A 21,009-nucleotide genomic window follows, 5' to 3' on the forward strand; every position below is an offset into this window, starting at 1 on the left:
GGAAACTTAAATAGTTCTTGTGAGAACTATTTAAAGGATAAGAAAGGAGCAATCATGGACAAGCCGATGTTAATGTTTAAACGTTTTGGACACCAGGTTCATCTGATGGTACAGAAAGAAGCCAAGCGATGTGGCATTGAATTTATGGGTGGACCTCAAGGCCAGGTTGTACGTTTTTTGGATGGTCGTGAGGAAAACCAAGACTTGGTCTTGATTAAAGATATTGAGCAGGAACTCAATATTACTAAATCTGTTGCGAGTAATTTAGTCAAGCGCATGGTACAAAATGGTTTGGTTGAGTTAGAGGCGAGCCCGAGCGATAAGCGGGCAAAATTTGTTCGCCTGACGGAGAAATCGCGTTCGCAGATGCAAAAAGTTAAGGCTTTTTTTGATCGGATTGATCAGAGTCTGCTAGAGGGGGTTTCAAAGTCAGACTTGGCAATATTTGAAAAAGTTCTCGGTCAGTTGCAAAAAAATGTTGAGAAGATAGGAGGAGAAGATGAAGAAACTCGCTAAACGTATTACAGGAAAAGAGTGGGGAATGATTCTCCTTACGATTCTGTTCACTTGTTTCTCGGTCTATCTCGAGTTAGAGGTACCGACTTATATTTCGCAAATTACAGAATTACTGGGAACGTCTGGAACGCAGTTGGGTGAACTCTGGTCACCAGCTGCGAAGATGATTGGTTTGTCTTTATTAGCTTTCTTTTCATCTGTTATGGTTGGTTTCTTTGCCGCTCGCGTTGCAGCATCTTATACAACCCACTTACGTAGTGACGTGTTTCATCAGGTTTTGGATTTTTCGCAGACAGAAATCAAGCGCTTTTCAATCCCAAGTCTTTTGACTCGGACGACCAATGATATTACCCAGGTACAGATGCTCTTTACCATGGGCTTGCAAGTGGTCACTCGTGGGCCAATTATGGCTATCTGGGCCATTGGAAAAATCCTTGGGAAATCGGAATACTGGCTCTGGGCAGTAGTGGTGGCTGTTATTGTGAATGTCTTGATGACCACTGTTCTCATGACTCTGGCCTTTCCAAAACAATCTGTCATCCAAAAATTGACAGATAAGCTCAATAGCATCACTCGTGAAAGTTTGACTGGGATTCGAGTTGTTCGTGCATACAATGCTGAGGATTATCAAGATGAAAAATTTGAAGCAGCCAATGATGAAGTGACGCGCCTCAATCTCTTTGTCAATCGATTGATGGCGATTATGAACCCGATTATGATGGCGATTTCCAGTGGACTAAGTTTAGCCATTTACTGGATCGGTGCCTATATCATCAACGATGCAAGTTTGACAGAACGTCTGCCACTCTTTAGTGATATGGTGGTCTTCATGTCCTATGCTATGCAGGTGGTGATGGGATTCCTTCTCATGGGAGCACTCTTTATCGTTCTTCCTCGTACCTTGGTTTCAGCAGGACGTATCAATCAAGTATTGGATTTGCATTCTTCTATTGAAAATCCTAGTCAAGTACAGACAGCGGATCCTTCAGTTCAAGGACAAGTGGAATTCCGTGATGTGACTTTCCGCTACTCTAAAAACTCAGAAGCAGTCGTGGAACATGTCGCTTTCAAAGTAGAAGCGGGTCAAACCGTGGCTTTCATCGGATCGACTGGATCAGGAAAGTCCACCCTAGTCAACCTCTTGCCTCGTTTTTACGACGTTTCAGATGGAGAAATCCTAGTGGATGGTGTCAATGTACAAGATTACAATTTGGAAGATTTGCGCAATAAGGTCGGCTATATCCCTCAAAAAGCAGTCCTCTTCTCAGGAGATGTCAAGGGGAACTTGGACTTTGGTAAGAGCAAAGAAACTCCTCTAAGCGAGGCTGCTATGTGGCAAGCTCTTGAATTGGCCCAGTCTAAAGCATTTATCGAGGACAAGGAAGCAGGTCTTGCATCAGAAGTAGCCCAAGGTGGAACCAACTTCTCAGGAGGTCAAAGACAGCGTTTGGCCATTGCGCGTGCCTTGGCTCGTAAACCAGAGATTCTCATCTTTGATGACTCTTTCTCAGCCTTGGACTACAAGACTGATCGTGTCCTTCGCCAAGAGCTAGCTGAGAAAACAAAATCCATGACCAAGCTCATCGTAGCGCAGCGGATTTCTACCATTATGGACGCCGACCTGATCTTAGTTTTGGATCAAGGAAAAGTCGTGGGACAAGGCACCCACAAGGAACTTCTAGCTACCAACGAAGTCTACCAAGAAATTGCCTACTCACAACTATCGAAGGAGGAATTGGAACATGGAAAATAAAAAAGTGTCGGTCTGGAAACAGTGCAAACCTTATATGGCAGGCCTCCAACTCCCTCTCCTAATAGCAGTTGTGGCTGCAGTTATTTCAAGTATCATTACTGTTTATGGTCCAACTAAGATTAAAGAAATCACTAACTTGATTTCAGATGGTTTGATGACAGGAATTGATTTAGAGGCTGTTTCAAGTATTGCTAGCTTTTTAGTGATTCTCTATGTATTTGGCGCCATCCTTAATTATACCCAGGCCTATATCTTTTCAACGAGTATTCAGCATTTTTCAAAACGCTTGCGGACAGCAATCGCTGAAAAGATTAATCGTTTGCCACTTGGCTATTTTGATCGTCATTCACAAGGAGACACCCTTTCGCGCGTGACCAATGATGTGGATACGGCAGCGCAATCTCTCAACCAAAGTCTAGGGACAGTTCTTTCAGCTAGTTTCTTGTTGATTGCTGTTTTGATTACCATGTTTGGCATGAACTGGATTTTGGCATTGGTAACCGTTGTATCAACCCTTGTTGGTTTTGCGGCGGTTTCCATAATCATGGCCAAGTCACAGGGTTATTTTAAAGCCCAACAAAATAATCTAGCGGCCGTCAATGGTTATGTGGAAGAGATGTACTCTGGCCATAATGTAGTGACCAGCTACAACGCAGTGGACACCTCCAAAGCGAGATTTGCAGGTTTAAACCAAGACTTGCATGATAGTATCTGGAAATCTCAGTTTATCTCTGGTATCATGATGCCAGCCATGTTCTTTGTTGGGAACTTTAGTTATGTCTTAGTCATCATCGTTGGGGCCGCGCTGGCGTTAGAAGGACATATCACTATAGGGATTATTGTAGCCTTTATGGTTTACGTACGGACCTTCTCCCAACCTCTGTCACAGATTGCTCAAGGGATTACGAGCTTGCAACAAGCGAGTGCAGCCATGACTCGTGTATTAGAATTTCTAGCTGAAGCAGAGATGCAAGATGAATCTCACAAGGAAAGACAATTGAGCAACATGAAAGGGGAAGTAGTCTTTGATCACGTGTCCTTTGGCTATACACCAGAGCGCACCATCATCCATGATTTTTCTGCGACAGCTCATGCAGGTCAGAAGGTCGCTATCGTTGGACCGACTGGGGCTGGTAAGACAACCATTGTCAATCTTTTGATGAAGTTTTATGAGATTGATAAGGGAAGTATCCGCATCGACGGTGTGGATACCAAGGACATGAAGCGTTCGGAAGTACACGATGCATTTTCAATGGTCTTGCAGGACACTTGGCTCTTTGAAGGAACGATTCGAGAGAACTTGATCTATAATCAGACAGACATCAGTGATGAACGTATGATTGAAGCGTCCAAAGCAGTAGGAATCCACCACTTTATCATGACTTTGCCAGACGGCTACGACACTGTTTTGGATGACACCGTAACCTTGTCTGTTGGACAAAAACAACTTTTGACCATTGCTCGTGCCCTTCTCAAAGATGCACCGCTCTTGATTTTGGATGAAGCGACATCCTCAGTCGACACACGTACAGAGGAGTTGATTCAAAAAGCCATGGACCGTTTGATGGAGGGTAGAACTTCCTTTGTCATCGCCCACCGCTTGTCAACTATTCGTAATGCCGACTTGATTCTTGTCATGAAAGATGGCAATATCATCGAACAGGGCAACCATGAGGAACTGATGGCACAAGGTGGCTTCTATGCTGACTTGTACAATAGTCAGTTTACAGAAGACGAAGCAGAAGAATAAATCAAAAGAAGGCTTGACGGCCTTCTTTTTCTTATTTATACTAGTACACATAGAAAGAGAGAAGTATGAGTCAGAAATTATACAATATGAAATTTGCTGCTGTCTACTCAGCCTTGATTGCAAAAGTTGAGCGAAAGGGTGGAAAGGCAGAGTCAGTTCACCAAGTGACCAGTTGGTTGACAGGGTATGAAGTGAGTGACGTTCTTGCTTGTCTGGATAGGGATGTTACCTACGGAGATTTTTTTCGCCAAGCACCTTATTATGTCCCTGAACGAATTGCGATTACAGGGAAGATTTGCGGTGTCCGTATTGAGGAAATTGATGACCCTCTGATGCAGGAAATACGTCGGTTGGACAAACTAGTGGATTGGCTTGCCAAGGGGAAAACATCTCAACAAGTTCTAGAAAAATATGAGAAACATAAATGAAAAATTATCAAGAATGGTATCAAAATATCAGCTCCAGACTCACCGGCCATCCCACTCTTTTATTTCTGTTACGCAGTTTCAATCGTTTGATGACAGTCGCTATGCCTCTGGTCTATTTGACCTTACTAGTCACCACTTATCTGCAATTAGGACTTGGGAAGCAAGTTGGGATCTATTTGCTTGTCCCTGCATCAGGTTTTGTGATCTTGTCCCTGTTTCGTAAGAAAATCAATCACCCGCGCCCCTACGAAACTTGGGATATCAGTTCCTTGCTTGACAAGGATAGTTCGGGTCAGTCTATGCCTAGTCGTCATGTTTTTTCGGCAACTATCATCTCCATGGCCTGTCTGCATGCCAGTCTACCTGTTGGCTTGGCATGCTTGCTCTTCTCAGCTTTGCTGGGCTTGGTGAGGGTTTTAGGAGGTGTTCATTATCCCAAGGATGTCTTGGTTGGCTATGCTTGTGGTCTGGTGTGGGGGTTTCTTTTCTTCCTATTCTGATATGTAAGTTAAGCTAGTCCTACAACCACTTACAGGCTCAGATTGACCACTTGCTTTTTTGCTCTTGTTTTCCTATCTTAGCTTTGATATAGTAGAGTCAGAAAGGAGATGTGATGAAGTTACGAATTGAGATTGACGGCAATTTAGAGGAAACTGAAATTGTCATCAAGACCCCCACTTTGACAGATGAAATTGCAGACTTGCAACGACTCTTGGAAGAGTCAAAGGCTCCGAGGTTGACTTTTTACAAGGGGACAGGTGAATATTATCTAGACCTGTCAGAAATTCTCTTCTTTGAAACAGAAGGGAGCAAGATCTACGCTCATAATCAGAAGGAAGCCTATGAAGTACGTCTCAAACTTTATGAGTTGGAGTCCATCTTGCCTCGCTATTTTAGTCGAGTGTCCAAGTCAACTATCGCAAACATCCGTCAGATTTACTCAGTGGACAAGTCCTTTTCAGGAACGGGCACCATTTCCTTTTATAATACGCACAAGGAGGTTCATGTCTCACGGCATTACCAATCCCTCCTAAAAGAAAATCTAAGAAACATGAGGTAAAAAAGATGAAAAAGAAAGCATTTGGTATTGTTTTATTGGTTTTAGCAGCTTGGATCTTGCTGCAAGGGAATTTTGGCATTCCTTCTTTGGATGGAAAAATATGGCCTTTGCTTGGTATCGTATTTTTTGCCTACCAATCAGTTGAGGCTTTGCTTAGTCGTCACCTGACTTCGGCAGTTTTTACCGCTCTAGTAGCCTTAATGATTGCGAATCATTTTTATAACATTTTGCCAATCCCAAACCAGTCTTTGTTTTGGGCTAGTATCCTAGCAGTGCTAGGTGTTGGCTATCTCACTCACTCAAGTAAGTTTTGGTATGGCAAAAAATGGTGGTACAACGGTGAGCGAACAGTTATCACGGATAAGGAAGTCGCTTTTGGTAGTGGAACCTTCTATACGCAGGATCAAGATCTTGTAGCCGACCAAGTGGAAGTCGCTTTTGGCGATGCTAAAATCTATTATGATAATGCAGAGATATTAGGTGATTTCGCGACTTTAAATATCGAAGTGGCCTTTGGTAATGCAACTGTCTATGTTCCGCAACACTGGCGTGTCGATTTGAAAGTAGAAACATCCTTTGGTGCAGCTAAGGCAGATGCTCCTGTAGCGCCAACAAACAAAACCTTGATTATCCGTGGGGAAGTCGCTTTTGGTAAACTTGGAGTTGTTTACGTCAAATAAAAAAATTTTTAATTCTCTTGATAAATTCAAGAAAGTGTGATAACATAGTACGGTATGTGGTGCTAGCACATCCGCTATATTAGATCTAATAGGAGGAAAACATAATGGCTAAAGTATGTTACTTTACAGGTCGTAAGACTGTATCAGGAAACAACCGTTCACACGCGATGAACCAAACAAAACGTGCCGTAAAACCAAACCTTCAAAAAGTTACTGTTCTTATCGATGGTAAACCTAAAAAAGTTTGGGCTTCAGCTCGTGCTTTGAAATCAGGTAAAGTTGAACGCGTTTAATAAAAATGAAAAGACCTAACTGGTCTTTTTCTTTTGCTCTATAGATAAAACCATTTGAAAAATAGAGTAAATATCTGCCGATACAGCATTCTGCTTTTACACTTGGGATGAAATATGATAAAATAAAGTATCAACTAGTTGAGGTAAAAAAAATGACTGTAAAAATTAATACAAAAGATGGTCAAATCGAACTGACAGATGAAGTGATTGCAACCGTTGTAGGTGGTGCAGCAACTGAGATTTTTGGTGTGGTCGGTATGGCTAGCAAAAATACCCTCAAAGATAATTTCCAAGCCCTTCTTGGTAAGGAAAATTATGCAAAAGGTGTTGTCGTGAAGGCAGCCGAGGATGGCAGCATTGCAGTTGATGTTTATACCGTGTTGAGCTACGGAACAAAGATTAGTGAAGTCTCAAAAAACATCCAAGGGAGCGTTCGTTTTAGCTTGGAAAACCAACTAGGAATTACTGCTCAGACTGTGAATGTCTACATTCAAAATATCAAAGTTGTAGGAGAATAATCGTGTCAAAAATTACTACCAGCTTATTTCAAGAGATGGTGCAGGCTGCATCAACTCGTTTGAATAAGCAAGCAGAATATGTCAATTCATTAAACGTCTTTCCAGTTCCAGATGGAGATACTGGGACAAACATGGGGATGACCATCGAAAATGGTGCCAAAGAAGTAGCAGATAAGCCGGCTTCTACAGTTGGAGAAGTGGCGAGCATTCTTGCTAAGGGGCTCTTGATGGGTGCGCGTGGAAACTCAGGAGTTATCACGTCTCAACTTTTTCGTGGCTTCTCTCAAGCGATCAAAGATAAAGACGAGTTAACAGGTCAAGACTTGGCTCTTGCTTTCCAATCTGGTGTCGAGGTAGCCTACAAGGCTGTTATGAAACCAGTCGAAGGAACTATTTTGACAGTTTCTCGTGGTGCTGCCATTGGTGCCAAGAAAAAAGCGGAACAGACAGATGATGCTGTTGAGGTCATGCGTGCAGCCTTGGAAGGAGCTAAAACAGCTCTTGCCAAAACACCAGACATGCTTCCAGTTTTGAAAGAAGTTGGTGTTGTGGACTCAGGTGGTCAAGGTTTGGTCTTCATCTACGAAGGTTTCCTATCAGCTCTTACTGGTGAATACAGTGCGTCTGAGGACTTTGTAGCAACTCCAGCTAATATGGGTGAAATGATCAATGCTGAACACCACAAGTCAGTAGCTGGACATGTGGCAACTGAGGATATTACCTTCGGTTACTGTACAGAGATCATGGTAGCTCTCAAACAAGGTCCAACTTATTCTAAGGACTTTGACTACGATGAATTCCGTAACTACTTGAATGACCTAGGGGATTCTCTTCTTGTCGTCAACGATGATGAAATCGTCAAAGTCCACGTCCATACAGAAGATCCAGGTCTTGTTATGCAAGAAGGCCTTAAATATGGTAGCTTGGTCAAGGTTAAAGTAGATAATATGCGCAACCAACACGAAGCTCAAGTAGAAAAAGAAGCTCAAATCAGCAAGCCAGCTGAAGAGAAGGAATACGCCCTTATCGCAGTAGTAGCAGGTCAAGGCTTGGCAGATATCTTCCGTGCCCAAGGTGTGGACTATGTCATCGAAGGTGGACAAACCATGAACCCTTCGACAGAAGACTTTATCAAGGCTGTTGAGCAAGTCAATGCTCGCAACATCATCTTCTTGCCAAACAACAAAAATATCTTCATGGCGGCCCAATCTGCTGCAGAGGTATTGGATCAACCAGCTGTTGTGGTAGAAGCTCGTACCCTTCCTCAAGGATTGACTAGTCTTCTTGCCTTTGATCCAAGCAAGTCTATCGAAGAAAACAAAGAACGTATGACTGCAGCTCTTGGTGAAGTGGTCAGCGGTAGTGTAACAACAGCCGTTCGTGACACGACTATCGATGGTTTGGAAATTCACGAAAATGACAATCTTGGTATGGTAGATGGGAAAATCCTCGTGTCAAACCCTGACATGCATCAAACCTTGACAGAAACATTGAAACATATGTTGAACGAAGATAGTGAAATCGTAACCTTCTATATTGGTGAAGATGGAAGTGAAGAATTGGCTAACCAAATCGCCCAAGAAATCACAGAAGAATTCGAAGATGTAGAAGTAGAAATCCACCAAGGACAACAACCTGTATATCCATATCTTTTCAGTGTAGAATAAAAATTTAATCGATTAAAAAGAAAGTTGATTTTGCAGCTTTCTTTTTTTATGACATTTGTCATATTTCCTAGTGACAGAAGCATCTAGCTCCGCCAAATTCAAAAGACTATAATTGAAGTATGAAATGGAGGAAGAAGAAATGAAAAATAAAATGATTGTCGCAGTGAGTTTAGTAGCAGCAGGAGTTATGACCTATCTCATGTTTTCAGGATTGGACGAGGGTTTCTACCATTTTCCTTGGGAGCTCTTTGCTGGCTTTGGAATGATGTCTTGGCTTGTCAGAGAAGGTTTGAAATTGGTCAGAGATGTGAAAAAGGAGTTTGAGGAATGAAAAAAGCAATCATCTATTTCTTTATCAGCCTATCACTCTTGGTATGGTTAGTGGAAATGTTTACTGGTTGGTTTGACCAAACCGTGCTTCGCCAATTTATTCGTGGTGCTTGGGGTTTTGGGTTTATGATTTTCGTCGTTTTCCCTATGGGAATGAAGTGGTTGAAAGGAGAATCTCACGACTGTGATTAAAGTTGAGAAATTGAGTAAGAAAATAAAAGACAAGGAGATCTTGCGGAACATCTCCTTTGAAATCAACGATGGTGAATGTGTCGCCTTGATAGGACCTAACGGAGCAGGTAAGACGACCTTGATTGATTGCCTCTTGGGCGACAAGTTCGTGAGCTCAGGTCAGATAGCTATTCAAGGCTTTGCACCAACAGATCCTCGATTAAAGCAGCTTATTTCTATCTTACCTCAAGAAAATACGGTGGTTCAAGACTTGAAAGTGAAAGAACTCTTATCCTTCTTTCAATCAATCTATCCAAACAGTCTCTCCAATCAAGAAATTGATGACTTGCTGAGATTTTCGGACAAACAGAAAAATCAGCTAGCGGGCAAGTTGTCTGGTGGGCAAAAACGTTTGTTCTCTTTCGTGTTGGCACTAATAGGTCGTCCGAAAATTCTATTTTTAGACGAGCCAACTGCTGCCATGGATACCTCGACACGTCAGCATTTTTGGGAAATTGTTAATCAGTTAAAGAAAAATGGTGTCACCATTGTCTATTCTTCTCACTATATCGAAGAGGTAGAGCATACGGCTGATCGCATTTTGGTTCTCCACAAGGGAGAATTAATTCGCGATACGACGCCTTATGCCATGCGTGGTGAAGAACAAGAAAAACATTTTACGGTACCTCTAACTTATCAGGAAGTTATCAGAACTTTAGACCAAGTTCAAGAGATTGAAATCAAGCAAAATGCTCTTTCCTTCACCACCAAAGAAGCCAGCCAGGTATGGAAAGTCTTGCAAGAACAGGGCTGCACGATCGAAGAAATTGAAGTTCGCAATCGAACTCTCTTAGACAGTATTTTTGAAACGACTCAAGATTAAAGGAGATTGACGATGAAAAATATGACAAGTCTCATGAAAGTGGAAATCATTCTGATGAAACGGCAAGCCGTCTACTACTTGCTATCCATCGGACTCCCAAGTGTGTTTTACCTTATTTTTTCTGGTATGATGTCAGGGTCAGATATTCCAGAAATTGCTCTTCAAGCCTATCTTTTTGCCATGACGCTCTTTAGTATCATGTCAAGTGCTTTTTTCAGTATCCCAAGCACACTCGAGTCTGATAAGACAAACAACTGGCAAAAATTGATTCAACATTCTCCCGTATCTATGGTAGAATATTATGTATCAAAACTGTTCAGTACTCTGCTAACTTTCTTGTTATCAATTATAGTTGTCTTTTCGGTTGGTCATTTTGTCCGTGGAGTTACGCTACCTTGGCTTGACTGGTTGGTAATCGGTGCTATTTTGCTGGTCGGAAGCGTGGTCTTTATCAGCATGGGTGTCTTGGTGAGCTTGCTTCCCAGTGCTCAACTGATGACGGTTATTGGCAATATTGCCTATATTGCTTTGGCTGTCCTAGGTGGACTCTGGTTCCCTTTGAATTCCTTCCCAGAATGGCTCCAATCCATTGGAAAACTGACTCCAACCTATCAACTGATGCAGGTTGTCTCTACTTATTTGGAGCGCCACGAGTTTAATATTCTTGCTGCCTTGGTTGTACTAGGTTATACAGTTTTCTTTGGTGTATTGGTAATCCAGCTGAAAAAACGGATCGAGGTAAAATAAATCTATGTTGGAAAAATTAAAAAACACGCATTATATGTTTCATATTTCATTAGTGTTTATCATCTTTCCTATAGCGGGTGTCATCAGTGGAGAGTACCCGCCTTTGACCTTGTTCTGGACATTATTATTTGTCCTAGCCTTTTATTCGATTTTATTAAGTCAAAACCGTACTGTGCAGTGGCTGGCTTGGTGGGTTATGATTGCCTACATTTTTTATACATCGGTTTGGCTGAATTCGGGTTTCACATGGTTTATCTTTTATTTATCCAATCTCCTTATTTATGAGCTGGATGAGATTTCTTTTCACTCTTGGCGCTTTGTCAGTTTTGCTGTCCTACAACCATTGATTCTGACCGGAATCTATATGGTCAATCATGTTAGTCCTTGGCAATTGCTCTTTTTCTTGGTGACCTTTGTCTTTTCTGATGCCTTTACCTTTGGTCTCTATCGAATTCGAGTATCAGAGGAAATAAAAGAAGAAAAGAGAAAGCAAAATGCTAAGCTCAATCTTTTCTTGGCTGAAAATGAACGCAGTCGTATCGGCCAGGATCTCCATGACAGCCTAGGCCATACCTTTGCCATGCTGAGTGTGAAGACGGATCTTGCCCTCCAGCTACTTCAAATGCAAGCCTATCCTCAAGTGGAAAAAGAATTAAAAGAAATTCATCAGATCAGTAAGGAATCCATGAATGAAGTCCGTACAATTATCGAAAATCTTAAAACCAGAACTCTTGCTTCTGAATTTACGACTGTGAAAAAAATGCTGGAAATTGCAGGAATTGAAGTCCAAATCGATCACCAATTAGATACTGCTAGTTTAACTCAGGAATTGGAGTCAACGGCTTCCATGATTTTGCTTGAGTTAGTGACCAATATCATCAAACACGCTAAAGCGTCTAAAGCTTTTTTAAAAGTAGAACGAACAGAGAAAGAACTCATTTTAACAGTGCGAGATGATGGCTGTGGCTTTGCTTCTCTAAAGGGGGATGAACTTCATACAGTCCGCGATCGTGTCCTTCCATTTTCAGGAGAAGTAAAAGTGATCAGTCAGAAACATCCGACGGAAGTGCAGGTTCGACTACCTTATAAGGAGAGAAACTAAGATGAAACTACTTGTTGCAGAAGATCAAAGTATGTTGCGAGATGCTATGTGCCAGTTGCTTACCTTTCAACCAGATGTAGATTCTGTCCTACAAGCCAAGGATGGCCAAGAAGCAATCGAACTCTTAGAAAAAGAGACTGTCGATATTGCCATCCTTGATGTAGAGATGCCTGTTAAGACTGGCCTCGAAGTCTTGGAGTGGATACGAGCAGAAAAGCTAGAAACTAAGGTAGTCGTCGTGACGACCTTCAAGCGTCCTGGCTATTTTGAACGTGCGGTCAAGGCTGGAGTGGATGCTTATGTCTTAAAAGAAAGAAGCATTGCAGACCTCATGCAAACCTTGCACACTGTTCTCGAAGGACGTAAGGAATATTCGCCTGAATTGATGGAAGTGGTGATGACGCATCCCAACCCCTTAACAGAACAAGAAATCGCTGTTTTAAAGGGAATCGCTCAGGGCTTGTCTAACCAAGAAATCGCAGATCATCTTTACCTCTCAAACGGAACTGTCCGAAACTATGTCACCAATATTCTTTCGAAACTAGATGCTGGTAATCGAACAGAGGCAGCCAACATTGCAAAAGAATCTGGTTGGCTTTGATAAGAAAGATAAAAATATCCCAAACGAATGCTTAATCGAAGGAAATCCATACTAGAAAGTAGGGGGCAAAACTGCCTCCTTTTTTTGTTTAAAAAAGCGGTTAGAACTAGTGTCAAAGAGATAAAAGATCAGAATAAAAATGAAAAAAATATTGACAAGGAAAGAAAAAATGTGTTACAATAATAGACGGTACTTTTTACTTTTGGTCTCTCAAAAGTGTACAGGGACGTGCTGACAAATGTTGCAAAAGTACACACAGATGGTAGCTGTCACCAAGTGTATCATCACCAAAAATAAAAAAACACAGGAGAATGTAGATGCCTACAATTAACCAATTGGTTCGCAAACCGCGTAAATCAAAAGTAGAAAAATCTAAATCACCAGCTTTGAACGTTGGTTACAACAGTCATAAAAAAGTTCAAACAAATGTTTCTTCACCACAAAAACGTGGTGTTGCAACTCGTGTTGGAACAATGACACCTAAAAAACCTAACTCTGCCCTTCGTAAATTCGCTCGTGTACGTTTGAGCAACCTCATCGAAGTTACTGCCTACATCCCAGGTATCGGACACAACTTGCAAGAGCACAGCGTGGTGCTTCTTCGTGGTGGACGTGTAAAAGACCTTCCAGGGGTACGTTACCATATCGTACGTGGTGCACTTGATACTGCAGGTGTTAACGATCGTAAACAAGGCCGTTCTAAATACGGTACTAAACGTCCAAAAGCATAAGGAAAGGGGATAAAGAGAAATGAGTCGTAAAAATAGAGCTCCAAAACGTGACGTATTGCCAGATCCGCTTTACAATTCACAACTAGTTACTCGTCTTATCAACCGCGTTATGCTTGATGGTAAACGTGGTACAGCTGCTTCAATCGTTTACGGTGCTTTTGAGCAAATCAAAGAAGCTACTGGTAACGATGCACTTGAAGTATTTGAAACAGCTATGGAAAACATCATGCCTGTACTTGAAGTACGTGCACGTCGTGTTGGTGGATCTAACTACCAAGTCCCAGTTGAAGTTCGTCCAGAACGTCGTACAACACTTGGACTTCGTTGGTTGGTAACCATCGCTCGCCTTCGTGGTGAACACACAATGCAAGACCGTCTTGCAAAAGAAATCTTGGATGCTGCTAACAACACTGGTGCAGCTGTTAAGAAACGTGAAGACACTCACCGTATGGCTGAAGCTAACCGTGCCTTCGCACACTTCCGTTGGTAATAATAAGATACTAAGGGCGTTAAAAAAGCGACTGAAAATTAGGAAGCTTGACGCAGAATCAAAGATTCTAGGAAAGCTTATCTATTTTCCAAGCTTTTAGCCCGAGTTCAATTGAGTTCAACTCAGCTAGCTAACTCTAGCCCGAGTTCAATTCAACTTGTCTACAAGTTGAAACCAACAAAAACAAGATAAACATTGAGAACGGGTAGGTCCTGCCTATCCGTTTTTTCTAAATAATGTTATAATAGATTGTAAAATAAAAAATAGGAGAAACTAACCTCATGGCACGCGAATTTTCACTTGAAAAAACTCGTAATATCGGTATCATGGCTCACGTCGATGCCGGTAAAACAACAACTACTGAGCGTATTCTTTACTACACTGGTAAAATCCACAAAATCGGTGAAACTCACGAAGGTGCGTCACAAATGGACTGGATGGAGCAAGAGCAAGAACGTGGTATCACTATCACATCTGCTGCGACAACAGCTCAATGGAACAACCACCGCGTAAACATCATCGACACACCAGGACACGTGGACTTCACAATCGAAGTACAACGTTCTCTTCGTGTATTGGACGGTGCGGTTACTGTTCTTGACTCACAATCAGGTGTTGAGCCTCAAACTGAAACAGTTTGGCGTCAAGCAACTGAGTACGGAGTTCCACGTATCGTATTTGCCAACAAAATGGACAAAATCGGTGCTGACTTCCTTTACTCAGTAAGCACACTTCACGACCGTCTTCAAGCAAACGCACACCCAATCCAATTGCCAATCGGTGCTGAAGATGACTTCCGTGGTATCATCGACTTGATCAAGATGAAAGCTGAAATCTATACTAACGATCTTGGTACAGATATCCTTGAAGAGGATATTCCAGCTGAATACCTTGACCAAGCTCAAGAATACCGTGAAAAATTGATCGAAGCAGTTGCTGAAACTGACGAAGAATTGATGATGAAATACCTCGAAGGTGAAGAAATCACTAACGAAGAATTGAAAGCTGGTATCCGTAAAGCGACTATCAACGTTGAATTCTTCCCAGTATTGTGTGGTTCTGCCTTCAAGAACAAGGGTGTTCAATTGATGCTTGATGCGGTTATCGACTACCTTCCAAGCCCACTTGACATCCCAGCGATCAAAGGTATCAACCCAGATACAGACGAAGAAGAAACTCGTCCAGCATCTGACGAAGAGCCATTCGCAGCTCTTGCCTTCAAAATTGCAACAGACCCATTTGTAGGCCGCTTGACATTCTTCCGTGTATACTCAGGTGTTCTTCAATCTGGTTCTTACGTAATGAACACTTCTAAAGGTAAACGTGAACGTATCGGACGTCTTGTGCAATTGCATGCCAATAGTCGTCAAGAAATCGAAACCGTTTATGCTGGTGATATTGCAGCTGCTATTGGTTTGAAGGATACAACTACTGGTGATTCATTGACAGATGAAAAAGCTAAAATCATCCTTGAGTCAATCCACGTTCCAGAACCAGTTATCCAGTTGATGGTTGAGCCAAAATCTAAAGCTGACCAAGATAAGATGGGTATTGCCCTTCAAAAATTGGCGGAAGAAGATCCAACATTCCGCGTTGAAACAAACGTTGAAACTGGTGAAACAGTTATCTCAGGTATGGGTGAACTTCACCTTGACGTCCTTGTTGACCGTATGCGTCGTGAGTTCAAAGTTGAAGCGAACGTAGGTGCTCCTCAAGTATCTTACCGTGAAACATTCCGCGCTTCTACTCAAGCACGTGGATTCTTCAAACGTCAGTCTGGTGGTAAAGGTCAATTCGGTGATGTATGGATTGAGTTTAGTCCAAACGAAGAAGGTAAAGGATTCGAATTCGAAAACGCAATCGTCGGTGGTGTGGTTCCTCGTGAATTTATCCCAGCGGTTGAAAAAGGTTTGGTAGAATCTATGGCTAACGGTGTTCTTGCAGGTTACCCAATGGTTGACGTTAAAGCTAAGCTTTACGATGGTTCATACCACGATGTCGACTCATCTGAAACTGCCTTCAAGATCGCGGCTTCACTTGCTCTTAAAGAAGCTGCTAAGACTGCACAACCAGCTATCCTTGAGCCAATGATGCTTGTAACCATCACTGTTCCAGAAGAAAACCTTGGTGATGTTATGGGTCACGTAACTGCTCGTCGTGGACGTGTAGATGGTATGGAAGCACATGGTAACAGCCAAATCGTACGTGCTTACGTTCCACTTGCTGAAATGTTCGGTTACGCAACTGTTCTTCGTTCTGCATCTCAAGGACGTGGTACCTTCATGATGGTATTTGACCACTACGAAGATGTACCTAAGTCAGTACAAGAAGAAATCATTAAGAAAAACAAAGGTGAAGACTAATCAGTCCTCGCTCTAGAAGGAAGTCATTTAGTGGCTTCCTTTTTATGTTCTATATCAAGGAAGGTTAGAAAAATATACCCTAAACTAAATTTGGCAGTAATAAAATCGTTCAATTCCCTATTCATATTTATAAAAATAGGAAAAACATTCATAAAAACACTTTTAGATAGAAAATTCAGAAAATTGCTTCTTTTGTCTTGAAAATTTTTGAAAAAATGGTATGATAGTAACAAGCTATTTTTAAGAGAAGAGAAAGGGGAACAATGGAAAAAATCAGTTTAGACGCTCCTAAGACGGGATCGGATCTAGTTTTGGAAACCCTCCGTGATTTAGGAATTGATACCATATTTGGTTATCCTGGTGGGGCTGTCTTGCCTTTATATGATGCGATTTATAATTTCAAAGGCATTCGCCACATCTTGGGTCGCCATGAACAAGGCTGTTTGCATGAAGCTGAAGGTTATGCCAAATCAACTGGAAAGTTGGGCGTTGCCGTCGTCACGAGTGGACCGGGAGCAACAAATGCCATTACAGGAATCGCGGATGCCATGAGCGATAGCGTTCCCCTCTTGGTCTTTACGGGACAAGTCGCTCGAGCAGGCATTGGGAAGGATGCCTTTCAGGAGGCGGATATTGTCGGTATTACCATGCCCATTACCAAGTACAATTACCAAGTCCGTGAAACGGCTGACATTCCTCGTATCATTACGGAAGCTGTGCATATCGCAACGACTGGTCGTCCAGGTCCAGTTGTAATTGATTTGCCAAAGGATGTATCTGCCTTAGAGACGGACTTCATCTATTCACCAGAGGTAAATTTACCAAGCTATCAACCGACGCTTGATCCGAATGACATGCAAATCAAGAAAATCTTGAAACAATTGTCTAAGGCTAAGAAACCTGTATTGCTAGCTGGTGGCGGGGTTAGTTATGCAGAAGCGGCTGCCGAGCTCAATGAGTTTGCTGAACGTTACCAAATTCCAGTCGTGACCAGTCTTTTGGGGCAAGGTACGATTGCGACTAGCCATCCGCTCTTCCTAGGAATGGGAGGTATGCACGGTTCTTTCGCAGCTAACATTGCCATGACCGAAGCGGACTTTATGATTAGTATTGGTTGCCGTTTCGATGACCGCTTAACTGGAAATCCTAAGACCTTTGCTAAAAATGCCAAGGTTGCTCATATCGACATTGACCCAGCTGAGATTGGTAAGATTATCAGTGCAGATATTCCAGTGGTCGGGGACGCTAAGAAAGCTTTGCAGATGCTTTTAGCAGAACCAACTGTTCATAACAATACTGAAAAGTGGATTGACAAAGTTACCACGGACAAGAATCGTGTTCGTTCTTATGATAAGAAAGAACGTGTGGTTCAACCTCAGGCCGTTATTGAACGCATCGGCGAGTTGACGAATGGAGATGCCATTGTTGTCACAGACGTAGGGCAACATCAAATGTGGACAGCTCAGTATTATCCTTACCAAAATGAGCGTCAATTAGTCACTTCAGGTGGTTTGGGTACCATGGGGTTCGGAGTTCCTGCAGCTATCGGAGCCAAGATTGCCAATCCAGAAAAAGAAGTAGTTCTTTTTGTCGGTGATGGTGGTTTCCAAATGACCAACCAAGAACTAGCTATCCTAAACATCTACAAGGTGCCGATTAAGGTTGTCATGTTGAATAACCACTCACTAGGAATGGTTCGTCAGTGGCAGGAATCCTTCTATGAGGGTAGAACTTCCGAGTCAGTCTTTGATACACTTCCTGACTTCCAGCTGATGGCACAGGCCTACGGCATCAAAAATTATAAATTTGACAATCCAGAAACTATAGAAAAAGATCTAGAGGCTATTCTGGAGGATGTGCCCATGTTTATCGAGGTGGATATTTCTCGTAAGGAACAGGTCTTACCGATGGTACCAGCTGGTAAGAGCAATCATGAGATGTTGGGGGTGAAGTTCCATGCGTAGAATGTTAACAGCTAGATTGCAAAACCGTTCAGGAGTTTTGAATCGTTTTACAGGTGTCCTTTCTCGTCGTCAAGTCAATATTGAGAGTATCTCAGTTGGTGCGACGGAGAACCCCAATGTATCTCGCATCACCATCATTATTGATGTGGCGTCTCATGATGAGGTCGAGCAAATCATCAAGCAGCTCAACCGTCAGATCGATGTGATTCGCATTCGAGATATCACGGATAAACCACACTTGGAAAGAGAAGTTATCTTGGTGAAGATTGCAGCACCAGCTGAAAAGCGTGCAGAAATCTTGGCCATTATCCAACCTTTCCGTGCAACGGTAGTAGATGTGGCTCCAAGCTCAATCACCATCCAGATGACGGGAAATGCTGAGAAGAGTGAAGCTTTATTGCGAGTGATTCGACCATACGGTATTAAAAATATCGCTCGTACGGGTGCAACTGGATTTACCCGCGACTAAAAATCCAACTAAAATTTGTTAAAACCGCCTAAGAGGCAATAAATAATAGAAAAGAGAGAAAAACTATGGCAGTTCAAATGGAATACGAAAAAGATGTTAAAGTAGCAGCGCTTGACGGTAAAAAAATCGCCGTTATCGGTTATGGTTCACAAGGACATGCGCATGCGCAAAACTTGCGCGATTCAGGTCGTGATGTCATCATCGGTGTGCGTCCAGGTAAATCTTTTGACAAAGCAAAAGAAGATGGATTTGATACTTACACAGTAGCAGAAGCAACTAAATTGGCTGACGTTATCATGATCTTGGCACCAGACGAAATTCAACAAGAATTGTACGAAGCAGAAATCGCTCCAAACTTGGAAGCTGGAAATGCAGTTGGATTTGCTCATGGTTTCAACATTCACTTTGAATTTATCAAAGTTCCTGCAGATGTAGATGTCTTCATGTGTGCTCCTAAAGGGCCAGGACACTTGGTGCGCCGTACTTATGAAGAGGGATTTGGTGTTCCAGCTCTTTATGCAGTCTACCAAGACGCCACAGGAAATGCGAAAAACATTGCTATGGACTGGTGTAAAGGTGTTGGAGCAGCTCGTGTAGGTTTGCTTGAAACAACTTACAAAGAAGAAACTGAAGAAGATTTGTTTGGTGAACAAGCTGTACTTTGTGGTGGTTTGACTGCCCTTATCGAAGCAGGTTTTGAAGTCTTGACAGAAGCAGGCTATGCCCCAGAATTGGCTTACTTTGAAGTTCTTCATGAAATGAAATTGATCGTTGACTTGATTTATGAAGGTGGATTCAAGAAAATGCGTCAATCTATTTCAAATACTGCTGAGTACGGTGACTATGTATCAGGCCCACGTGTGATTACTGAGCAAGTTAAAGAAAACATGAAAGCAGTTCTTGCAGACATCCAAAATGGTACATTTGCAAATGACTTTGTAAATGACTACAAGGCTGGTCGTCCAAAACTCACTGCTTACCGTGAACAAGCAGCTAATCTTGAAATTGAAAAAGTTGGTGCTGAATTGCGTAAAGCAATGCCTTTCGTTGGTAAAAACGATGACGATGCTTTCAAAATCTATAACTAATTCTTAGAATAAAAACAGAAGGCGAGTTGGGGGGTACCTAACTCGCTTTTTACCTTGTAAAGTATTTGAGGAGGAGACATGCTAAGTGCAAAAGATGTGGTGAAAGCCCACAAAGTTTTAAGTGGTGTAGTAGTGAATACACCACTGGAATATGATCATTATTTATCGGAGAAGTATGGTGCTAAGATTTATTTGAAGAAGGAAAATGCCCAGCGTGTTCGTTCCTTTAAGATTCGCGGAGCCTATTATGCCATTTCTCAACTATCAAAAGAAGAACGTGAGCGTGGTGTAGTCTGTGCCTCTGCGGGAAATCATGCCCAAGGTGTCGCATACACTTGTAAGGAGATGAAGATTCCTGCAACAATTTTTATGCCCATCACAACACCGCAACAAAAGATTGGACAGGTTCGCTTTTTTGGTGGAGAGTTTGTGACAATCAAGTTGGTTGGGGATACCTTTGATGCTTCTGCTAAGGCAGCACAAGAATTTACCGTTTCAGAAAATAGAACCTTCATTGATCCTTTTGATGATATCCATGTTCAAGCTGGTCAAGGGACTGTAGCCTATGAAATTCTTGAAGAAGCCCGTAAAGAGTCTATTGATTTTGATACAGTACTAGTTCCGGTAGGTGGTGGCGGACTGATTGCAGGGGTTTCGACCTATATCAAAGAAACCAATCCCGCTATCGAAGTAATTGGTGTAGAAGCTAATGGAGCCCGTTCGATGAAGGCAGCCTTTGAAGCTGGAGGGCCAGTTAAACTCAAAGAAATTGACAAATTTGCTGATGGCATAGCTGTGCAGAAAGTTGGGCAGTTGACTTATGAAGCAACTCGTCAGAATGTTGAAACTCTTATTGGAGTAGATGAGGGTTTGATTTCGGAGACCTTGATTGATCTTTATTCTAAGCAAGGGATTGTCGCCGAACCTGCTGGAGCGGCCAGCATTGCAGCCTTGGAAGTTCTATCGGACTATATCAAAGGTAAGACCATTTGTTGTATCATTTCTGGGGGAAATAACGATATCAACCGTATGCCAGAGATGGAAGAACGTGCCTTGATTTACGATGGAATCAAGCATTACTTTGTAGTCAATTTCCCACAACGTCCAGGAGCTCTACGGGAGTTTGTAAATGATATTTTGGGGCCAAATGATGACATCACTCGTTTTGAATATATCAAACGGGCCAGCAAGGGGACAGGTCCAGTATTGATTGGGATTGCTCTTGCTGATAAGCATGATTATGCTGGCTTGATTCATCGGATGGAAAAGTTTGACCCATCTTATATCAATCTGAACGGAAATGAGACCTTGTATAATATGCTAGTCTAAAATAAATTTGCTATCATATTATTTGCCAATTTCCTATAATGATGCTATAATGATGGTGACGAAAGGGGGAGATTCC

Annotated in this window: 23 protein-coding genes; all 23 read left to right on the forward strand. The window is 42.2% G+C overall.

Translation table 11 applies throughout. The annotated features are described in order from the left end of the window. Positions 1 to 54: 54 nt before the first annotated feature. Entirely contained in the window at positions 55 to 516 is a 462-nt protein-coding gene (locus tag I6G42_RS03580; RefSeq protein WP_038804169.1) for a MarR family winged helix-turn-helix transcriptional regulator, read from the forward strand. Further along, on the forward strand, positions 500 to 2,269 hold the full coding sequence (locus I6G42_RS03585; protein ID WP_038804168.1) for an ABC transporter ATP-binding protein: 1,770 nt from the start codon (positions 500 to 502) through the stop codon (positions 2,267 to 2,269). The genes I6G42_RS03580 and I6G42_RS03585 overlap by 17 nt, the downstream gene beginning before the upstream one ends. Continuing rightward, complete coding sequence (locus I6G42_RS03590; RefSeq protein ID WP_038804167.1) at positions 2,259 to 4,019, forward strand: ABC transporter ATP-binding protein; 1,761 nt, start codon at positions 2,259 to 2,261, stop codon at positions 4,017 to 4,019. The genes I6G42_RS03585 and I6G42_RS03590 overlap by 11 nt, the downstream gene beginning before the upstream one ends. A 65-nt stretch (positions 4,020 to 4,084) precedes the next feature. Then, the gene (locus I6G42_RS03595) at positions 4,085 to 4,447 is read left to right on the forward strand and encodes a DUF2200 domain-containing protein (protein ID WP_000078812.1); all 363 of its coding nucleotides are present in this window, start codon (positions 4,085 to 4,087) and stop codon (positions 4,445 to 4,447) included. Further along, entirely contained in the window at positions 4,444 to 4,947 is a 504-nt protein-coding gene (locus I6G42_RS03600; protein WP_038804166.1) for a phosphatase PAP2 family protein, read from the forward strand. Before I6G42_RS03595 ends, I6G42_RS03600 begins: the two co-directional genes overlap by 4 nt. A 113-nt stretch (positions 4,948 to 5,060) precedes the next feature. Then, positions 5,061 to 5,507, forward strand: a complete 447-nt coding sequence (locus tag I6G42_RS03605; protein ID WP_038804164.1) for a LytTR family DNA-binding domain-containing protein — start codon at positions 5,061 to 5,063, stop codon at positions 5,505 to 5,507. 5 nt (positions 5,508 to 5,512) lie between these two features. Further along, entirely contained in the window at positions 5,513 to 6,187 is a 675-nt protein-coding gene (locus tag I6G42_RS03610) for a LiaF transmembrane domain-containing protein (RefSeq protein ID WP_038804163.1), read from the forward strand. Positions 6,188 to 6,291: 104 nt separating this feature from the next. Further along, entirely contained in the window at positions 6,292 to 6,480 is a 189-nt protein-coding gene (rpmB, locus tag I6G42_RS03615) for a 50S ribosomal protein L28 (protein WP_001140948.1), read from the forward strand. A gap of 152 nt (positions 6,481 to 6,632) precedes the next feature. Continuing rightward, positions 6,633 to 6,998: an Asp23/Gls24 family envelope stress response protein gene (locus I6G42_RS03620; RefSeq protein ID WP_038804162.1), complete on the forward strand. Its 366-nt coding sequence runs from the start codon at positions 6,633 to 6,635 to the stop codon at positions 6,996 to 6,998. A gap of 2 nt (positions 6,999 to 7,000) precedes the next feature. Next, a complete protein-coding gene (locus I6G42_RS03625; protein ID WP_038804161.1) occupies positions 7,001 to 8,665 on the forward strand; it encodes a DAK2 domain-containing protein in 1,665 nt (554 codons plus the stop codon). Between the two features lie 124 nt (positions 8,666 to 8,789). Further along, a complete protein-coding gene (locus I6G42_RS03630) occupies positions 8,790 to 8,996 on the forward strand; it encodes a hypothetical protein (RefSeq protein WP_000390701.1) in 207 nt (68 codons plus the stop codon). Then, positions 8,993 to 9,187, forward strand: a complete 195-nt coding sequence (locus tag I6G42_RS03635) for a hypothetical protein (protein WP_000709170.1) — start codon at positions 8,993 to 8,995, stop codon at positions 9,185 to 9,187. The genes I6G42_RS03630 and I6G42_RS03635 overlap by 4 nt, the downstream gene beginning before the upstream one ends. Further along, positions 9,180 to 10,049 carry an ABC transporter ATP-binding protein gene (locus I6G42_RS03640; protein WP_038804160.1) on the forward strand — a complete coding sequence of 290 codons (870 nt, stop codon included), beginning with the start codon at positions 9,180 to 9,182 and terminating at the stop codon, positions 10,047 to 10,049. Before I6G42_RS03635 ends, I6G42_RS03640 begins: the two co-directional genes overlap by 8 nt. Positions 10,050 to 10,061: 12 nt before the next feature. Then, complete coding sequence (locus tag I6G42_RS03645; protein WP_038804159.1) at positions 10,062 to 10,796, forward strand: ABC transporter permease; 735 nt, start codon at positions 10,062 to 10,064, stop codon at positions 10,794 to 10,796. A 4-nt stretch (positions 10,797 to 10,800) separates the two neighbouring features. Next, complete coding sequence (locus I6G42_RS03650; protein WP_038804158.1) at positions 10,801 to 11,898, forward strand: sensor histidine kinase; 1,098 nt, start codon at positions 10,801 to 10,803, stop codon at positions 11,896 to 11,898. 1 nt (position 11,899) lies between these two features. Continuing rightward, complete coding sequence (locus I6G42_RS03655) at positions 11,900 to 12,499, forward strand: response regulator transcription factor (RefSeq protein WP_038804157.1); 600 nt, start codon at positions 11,900 to 11,902, stop codon at positions 12,497 to 12,499. Between the two features lie 317 nt (positions 12,500 to 12,816). Then, a complete protein-coding gene (rpsL, locus tag I6G42_RS03660) occupies positions 12,817 to 13,230 on the forward strand; it encodes a 30S ribosomal protein S12 (protein WP_001142332.1) in 414 nt (137 codons plus the stop codon). A 19-nt stretch (positions 13,231 to 13,249) separates the two neighbouring features. Further along, positions 13,250 to 13,720, forward strand: coding sequence for a 30S ribosomal protein S7 (gene rpsG, locus I6G42_RS03665; protein ID WP_000087873.1), 471 nt, complete (start codon positions 13,250 to 13,252; stop codon positions 13,718 to 13,720). Positions 13,721 to 14,001: 281 nt separating this feature from the next. After that, positions 14,002 to 16,083, forward strand: coding sequence for an elongation factor G (fusA, locus tag I6G42_RS03670; protein ID WP_038804156.1), 2,082 nt, complete (start codon positions 14,002 to 14,004; stop codon positions 16,081 to 16,083). A gap of 263 nt (positions 16,084 to 16,346) precedes the next feature. Then, positions 16,347 to 18,047 (forward strand): acetolactate synthase large subunit, encoded by a 1,701-nt coding sequence (locus tag I6G42_RS03675; RefSeq protein WP_038804155.1) that lies wholly within the window; start codon positions 16,347 to 16,349, stop codon positions 18,045 to 18,047. Then, on the forward strand, positions 18,040 to 18,516 hold the full coding sequence (ilvN, locus tag I6G42_RS03680) for an acetolactate synthase small subunit (RefSeq protein ID WP_038804154.1): 477 nt from the start codon (positions 18,040 to 18,042) through the stop codon (positions 18,514 to 18,516). The genes I6G42_RS03675 and ilvN overlap by 8 nt, the downstream gene beginning before the upstream one ends. 65 nt (positions 18,517 to 18,581) lie before the next feature. Then, complete coding sequence (gene ilvC / locus I6G42_RS03685) at positions 18,582 to 19,604, forward strand: ketol-acid reductoisomerase (protein WP_000290685.1); 1,023 nt, start codon at positions 18,582 to 18,584, stop codon at positions 19,602 to 19,604. A gap of 78 nt (positions 19,605 to 19,682) precedes the next feature. Next, entirely contained in the window at positions 19,683 to 20,933 is a 1,251-nt protein-coding gene (ilvA, locus tag I6G42_RS03690) for a threonine ammonia-lyase IlvA (RefSeq protein ID WP_038804153.1), read from the forward strand. Positions 20,934 to 21,009: the final 76 nt, after the last annotated feature.

Source organism: Streptococcus oralis (assembly GCF_016028255.1).
Lineage (GTDB): Bacteria > Bacillota > Bacilli > Lactobacillales > Streptococcaceae > Streptococcus > Streptococcus oralis_AC.

Bases quoted from the DNA above. Each gene is read 5' to 3' on its own strand.
- rpmB (WP_001140948.1), top strand. From the start codon at position 6,292: ATGGCTAAAGTATGTTACTTTACAGGTCGTAAGACTGTATCAGGAAAC.
- rpsL (WP_001142332.1), top strand. From the start codon at position 12,817: ATGCCTACAATTAACCAATTGGTTCGCAAACCGCGTAAATCAAAAGTA.
- I6G42_RS03655 (WP_038804157.1), top strand. From the start codon at position 11,900: ATGAAACTACTTGTTGCAGAAGATCAAAGTATGTTGCGAGATGCTATG.
- I6G42_RS03590 (WP_038804167.1), top strand. From the start codon at position 2,259: ATGGAAAATAAAAAAGTGTCGGTCTGGAAACAGTGCAAACCTTATATG.
- fusA (WP_038804156.1), top strand. From the start codon at position 14,002: ATGGCACGCGAATTTTCACTTGAAAAAACTCGTAATATCGGTATCATG.
- I6G42_RS03585 (WP_038804168.1), top strand. From the start codon at position 500: ATGAAGAAACTCGCTAAACGTATTACAGGAAAAGAGTGGGGAATGATT.
- ilvA (WP_038804153.1), top strand. From the start codon at position 19,683: ATGCTAAGTGCAAAAGATGTGGTGAAAGCCCACAAAGTTTTAAGTGGT.
- rpsG (WP_000087873.1), top strand. From the start codon at position 13,250: ATGAGTCGTAAAAATAGAGCTCCAAAACGTGACGTATTGCCAGATCCG.
- I6G42_RS03635 (WP_000709170.1), top strand. From the start codon at position 8,993: ATGAAAAAAGCAATCATCTATTTCTTTATCAGCCTATCACTCTTGGTA.
- I6G42_RS03610 (WP_038804163.1), top strand. From the start codon at position 5,513: ATGAAAAAGAAAGCATTTGGTATTGTTTTATTGGTTTTAGCAGCTTGG.
- I6G42_RS03595 (WP_000078812.1), top strand. From the start codon at position 4,085: ATGAGTCAGAAATTATACAATATGAAATTTGCTGCTGTCTACTCAGCC.
- I6G42_RS03650 (WP_038804158.1), top strand. From the start codon at position 10,801: ATGTTGGAAAAATTAAAAAACACGCATTATATGTTTCATATTTCATTA.
- I6G42_RS03600 (WP_038804166.1), top strand. From the start codon at position 4,444: ATGAAAAATTATCAAGAATGGTATCAAAATATCAGCTCCAGACTCACC.
- I6G42_RS03630 (WP_000390701.1), top strand. From the start codon at position 8,790: ATGGAGGAAGAAGAAATGAAAAATAAAATGATTGTCGCAGTGAGTTTA.
- ilvC (WP_000290685.1), top strand. From the start codon at position 18,582: ATGGCAGTTCAAATGGAATACGAAAAAGATGTTAAAGTAGCAGCGCTT.
- ilvN (WP_038804154.1), top strand. From the start codon at position 18,040: ATGCGTAGAATGTTAACAGCTAGATTGCAAAACCGTTCAGGAGTTTTG.
- I6G42_RS03675 (WP_038804155.1), top strand. From the start codon at position 16,347: ATGGAAAAAATCAGTTTAGACGCTCCTAAGACGGGATCGGATCTAGTT.
- I6G42_RS03620 (WP_038804162.1), top strand. From the start codon at position 6,633: ATGACTGTAAAAATTAATACAAAAGATGGTCAAATCGAACTGACAGAT.
- I6G42_RS03580 (WP_038804169.1), top strand. From the start codon at position 55: ATGGACAAGCCGATGTTAATGTTTAAACGTTTTGGACACCAGGTTCAT.
- I6G42_RS03645 (WP_038804159.1), top strand. From the start codon at position 10,062: ATGAAAAATATGACAAGTCTCATGAAAGTGGAAATCATTCTGATGAAA.
- I6G42_RS03605 (WP_038804164.1), top strand. From the start codon at position 5,061: ATGAAGTTACGAATTGAGATTGACGGCAATTTAGAGGAAACTGAAATT.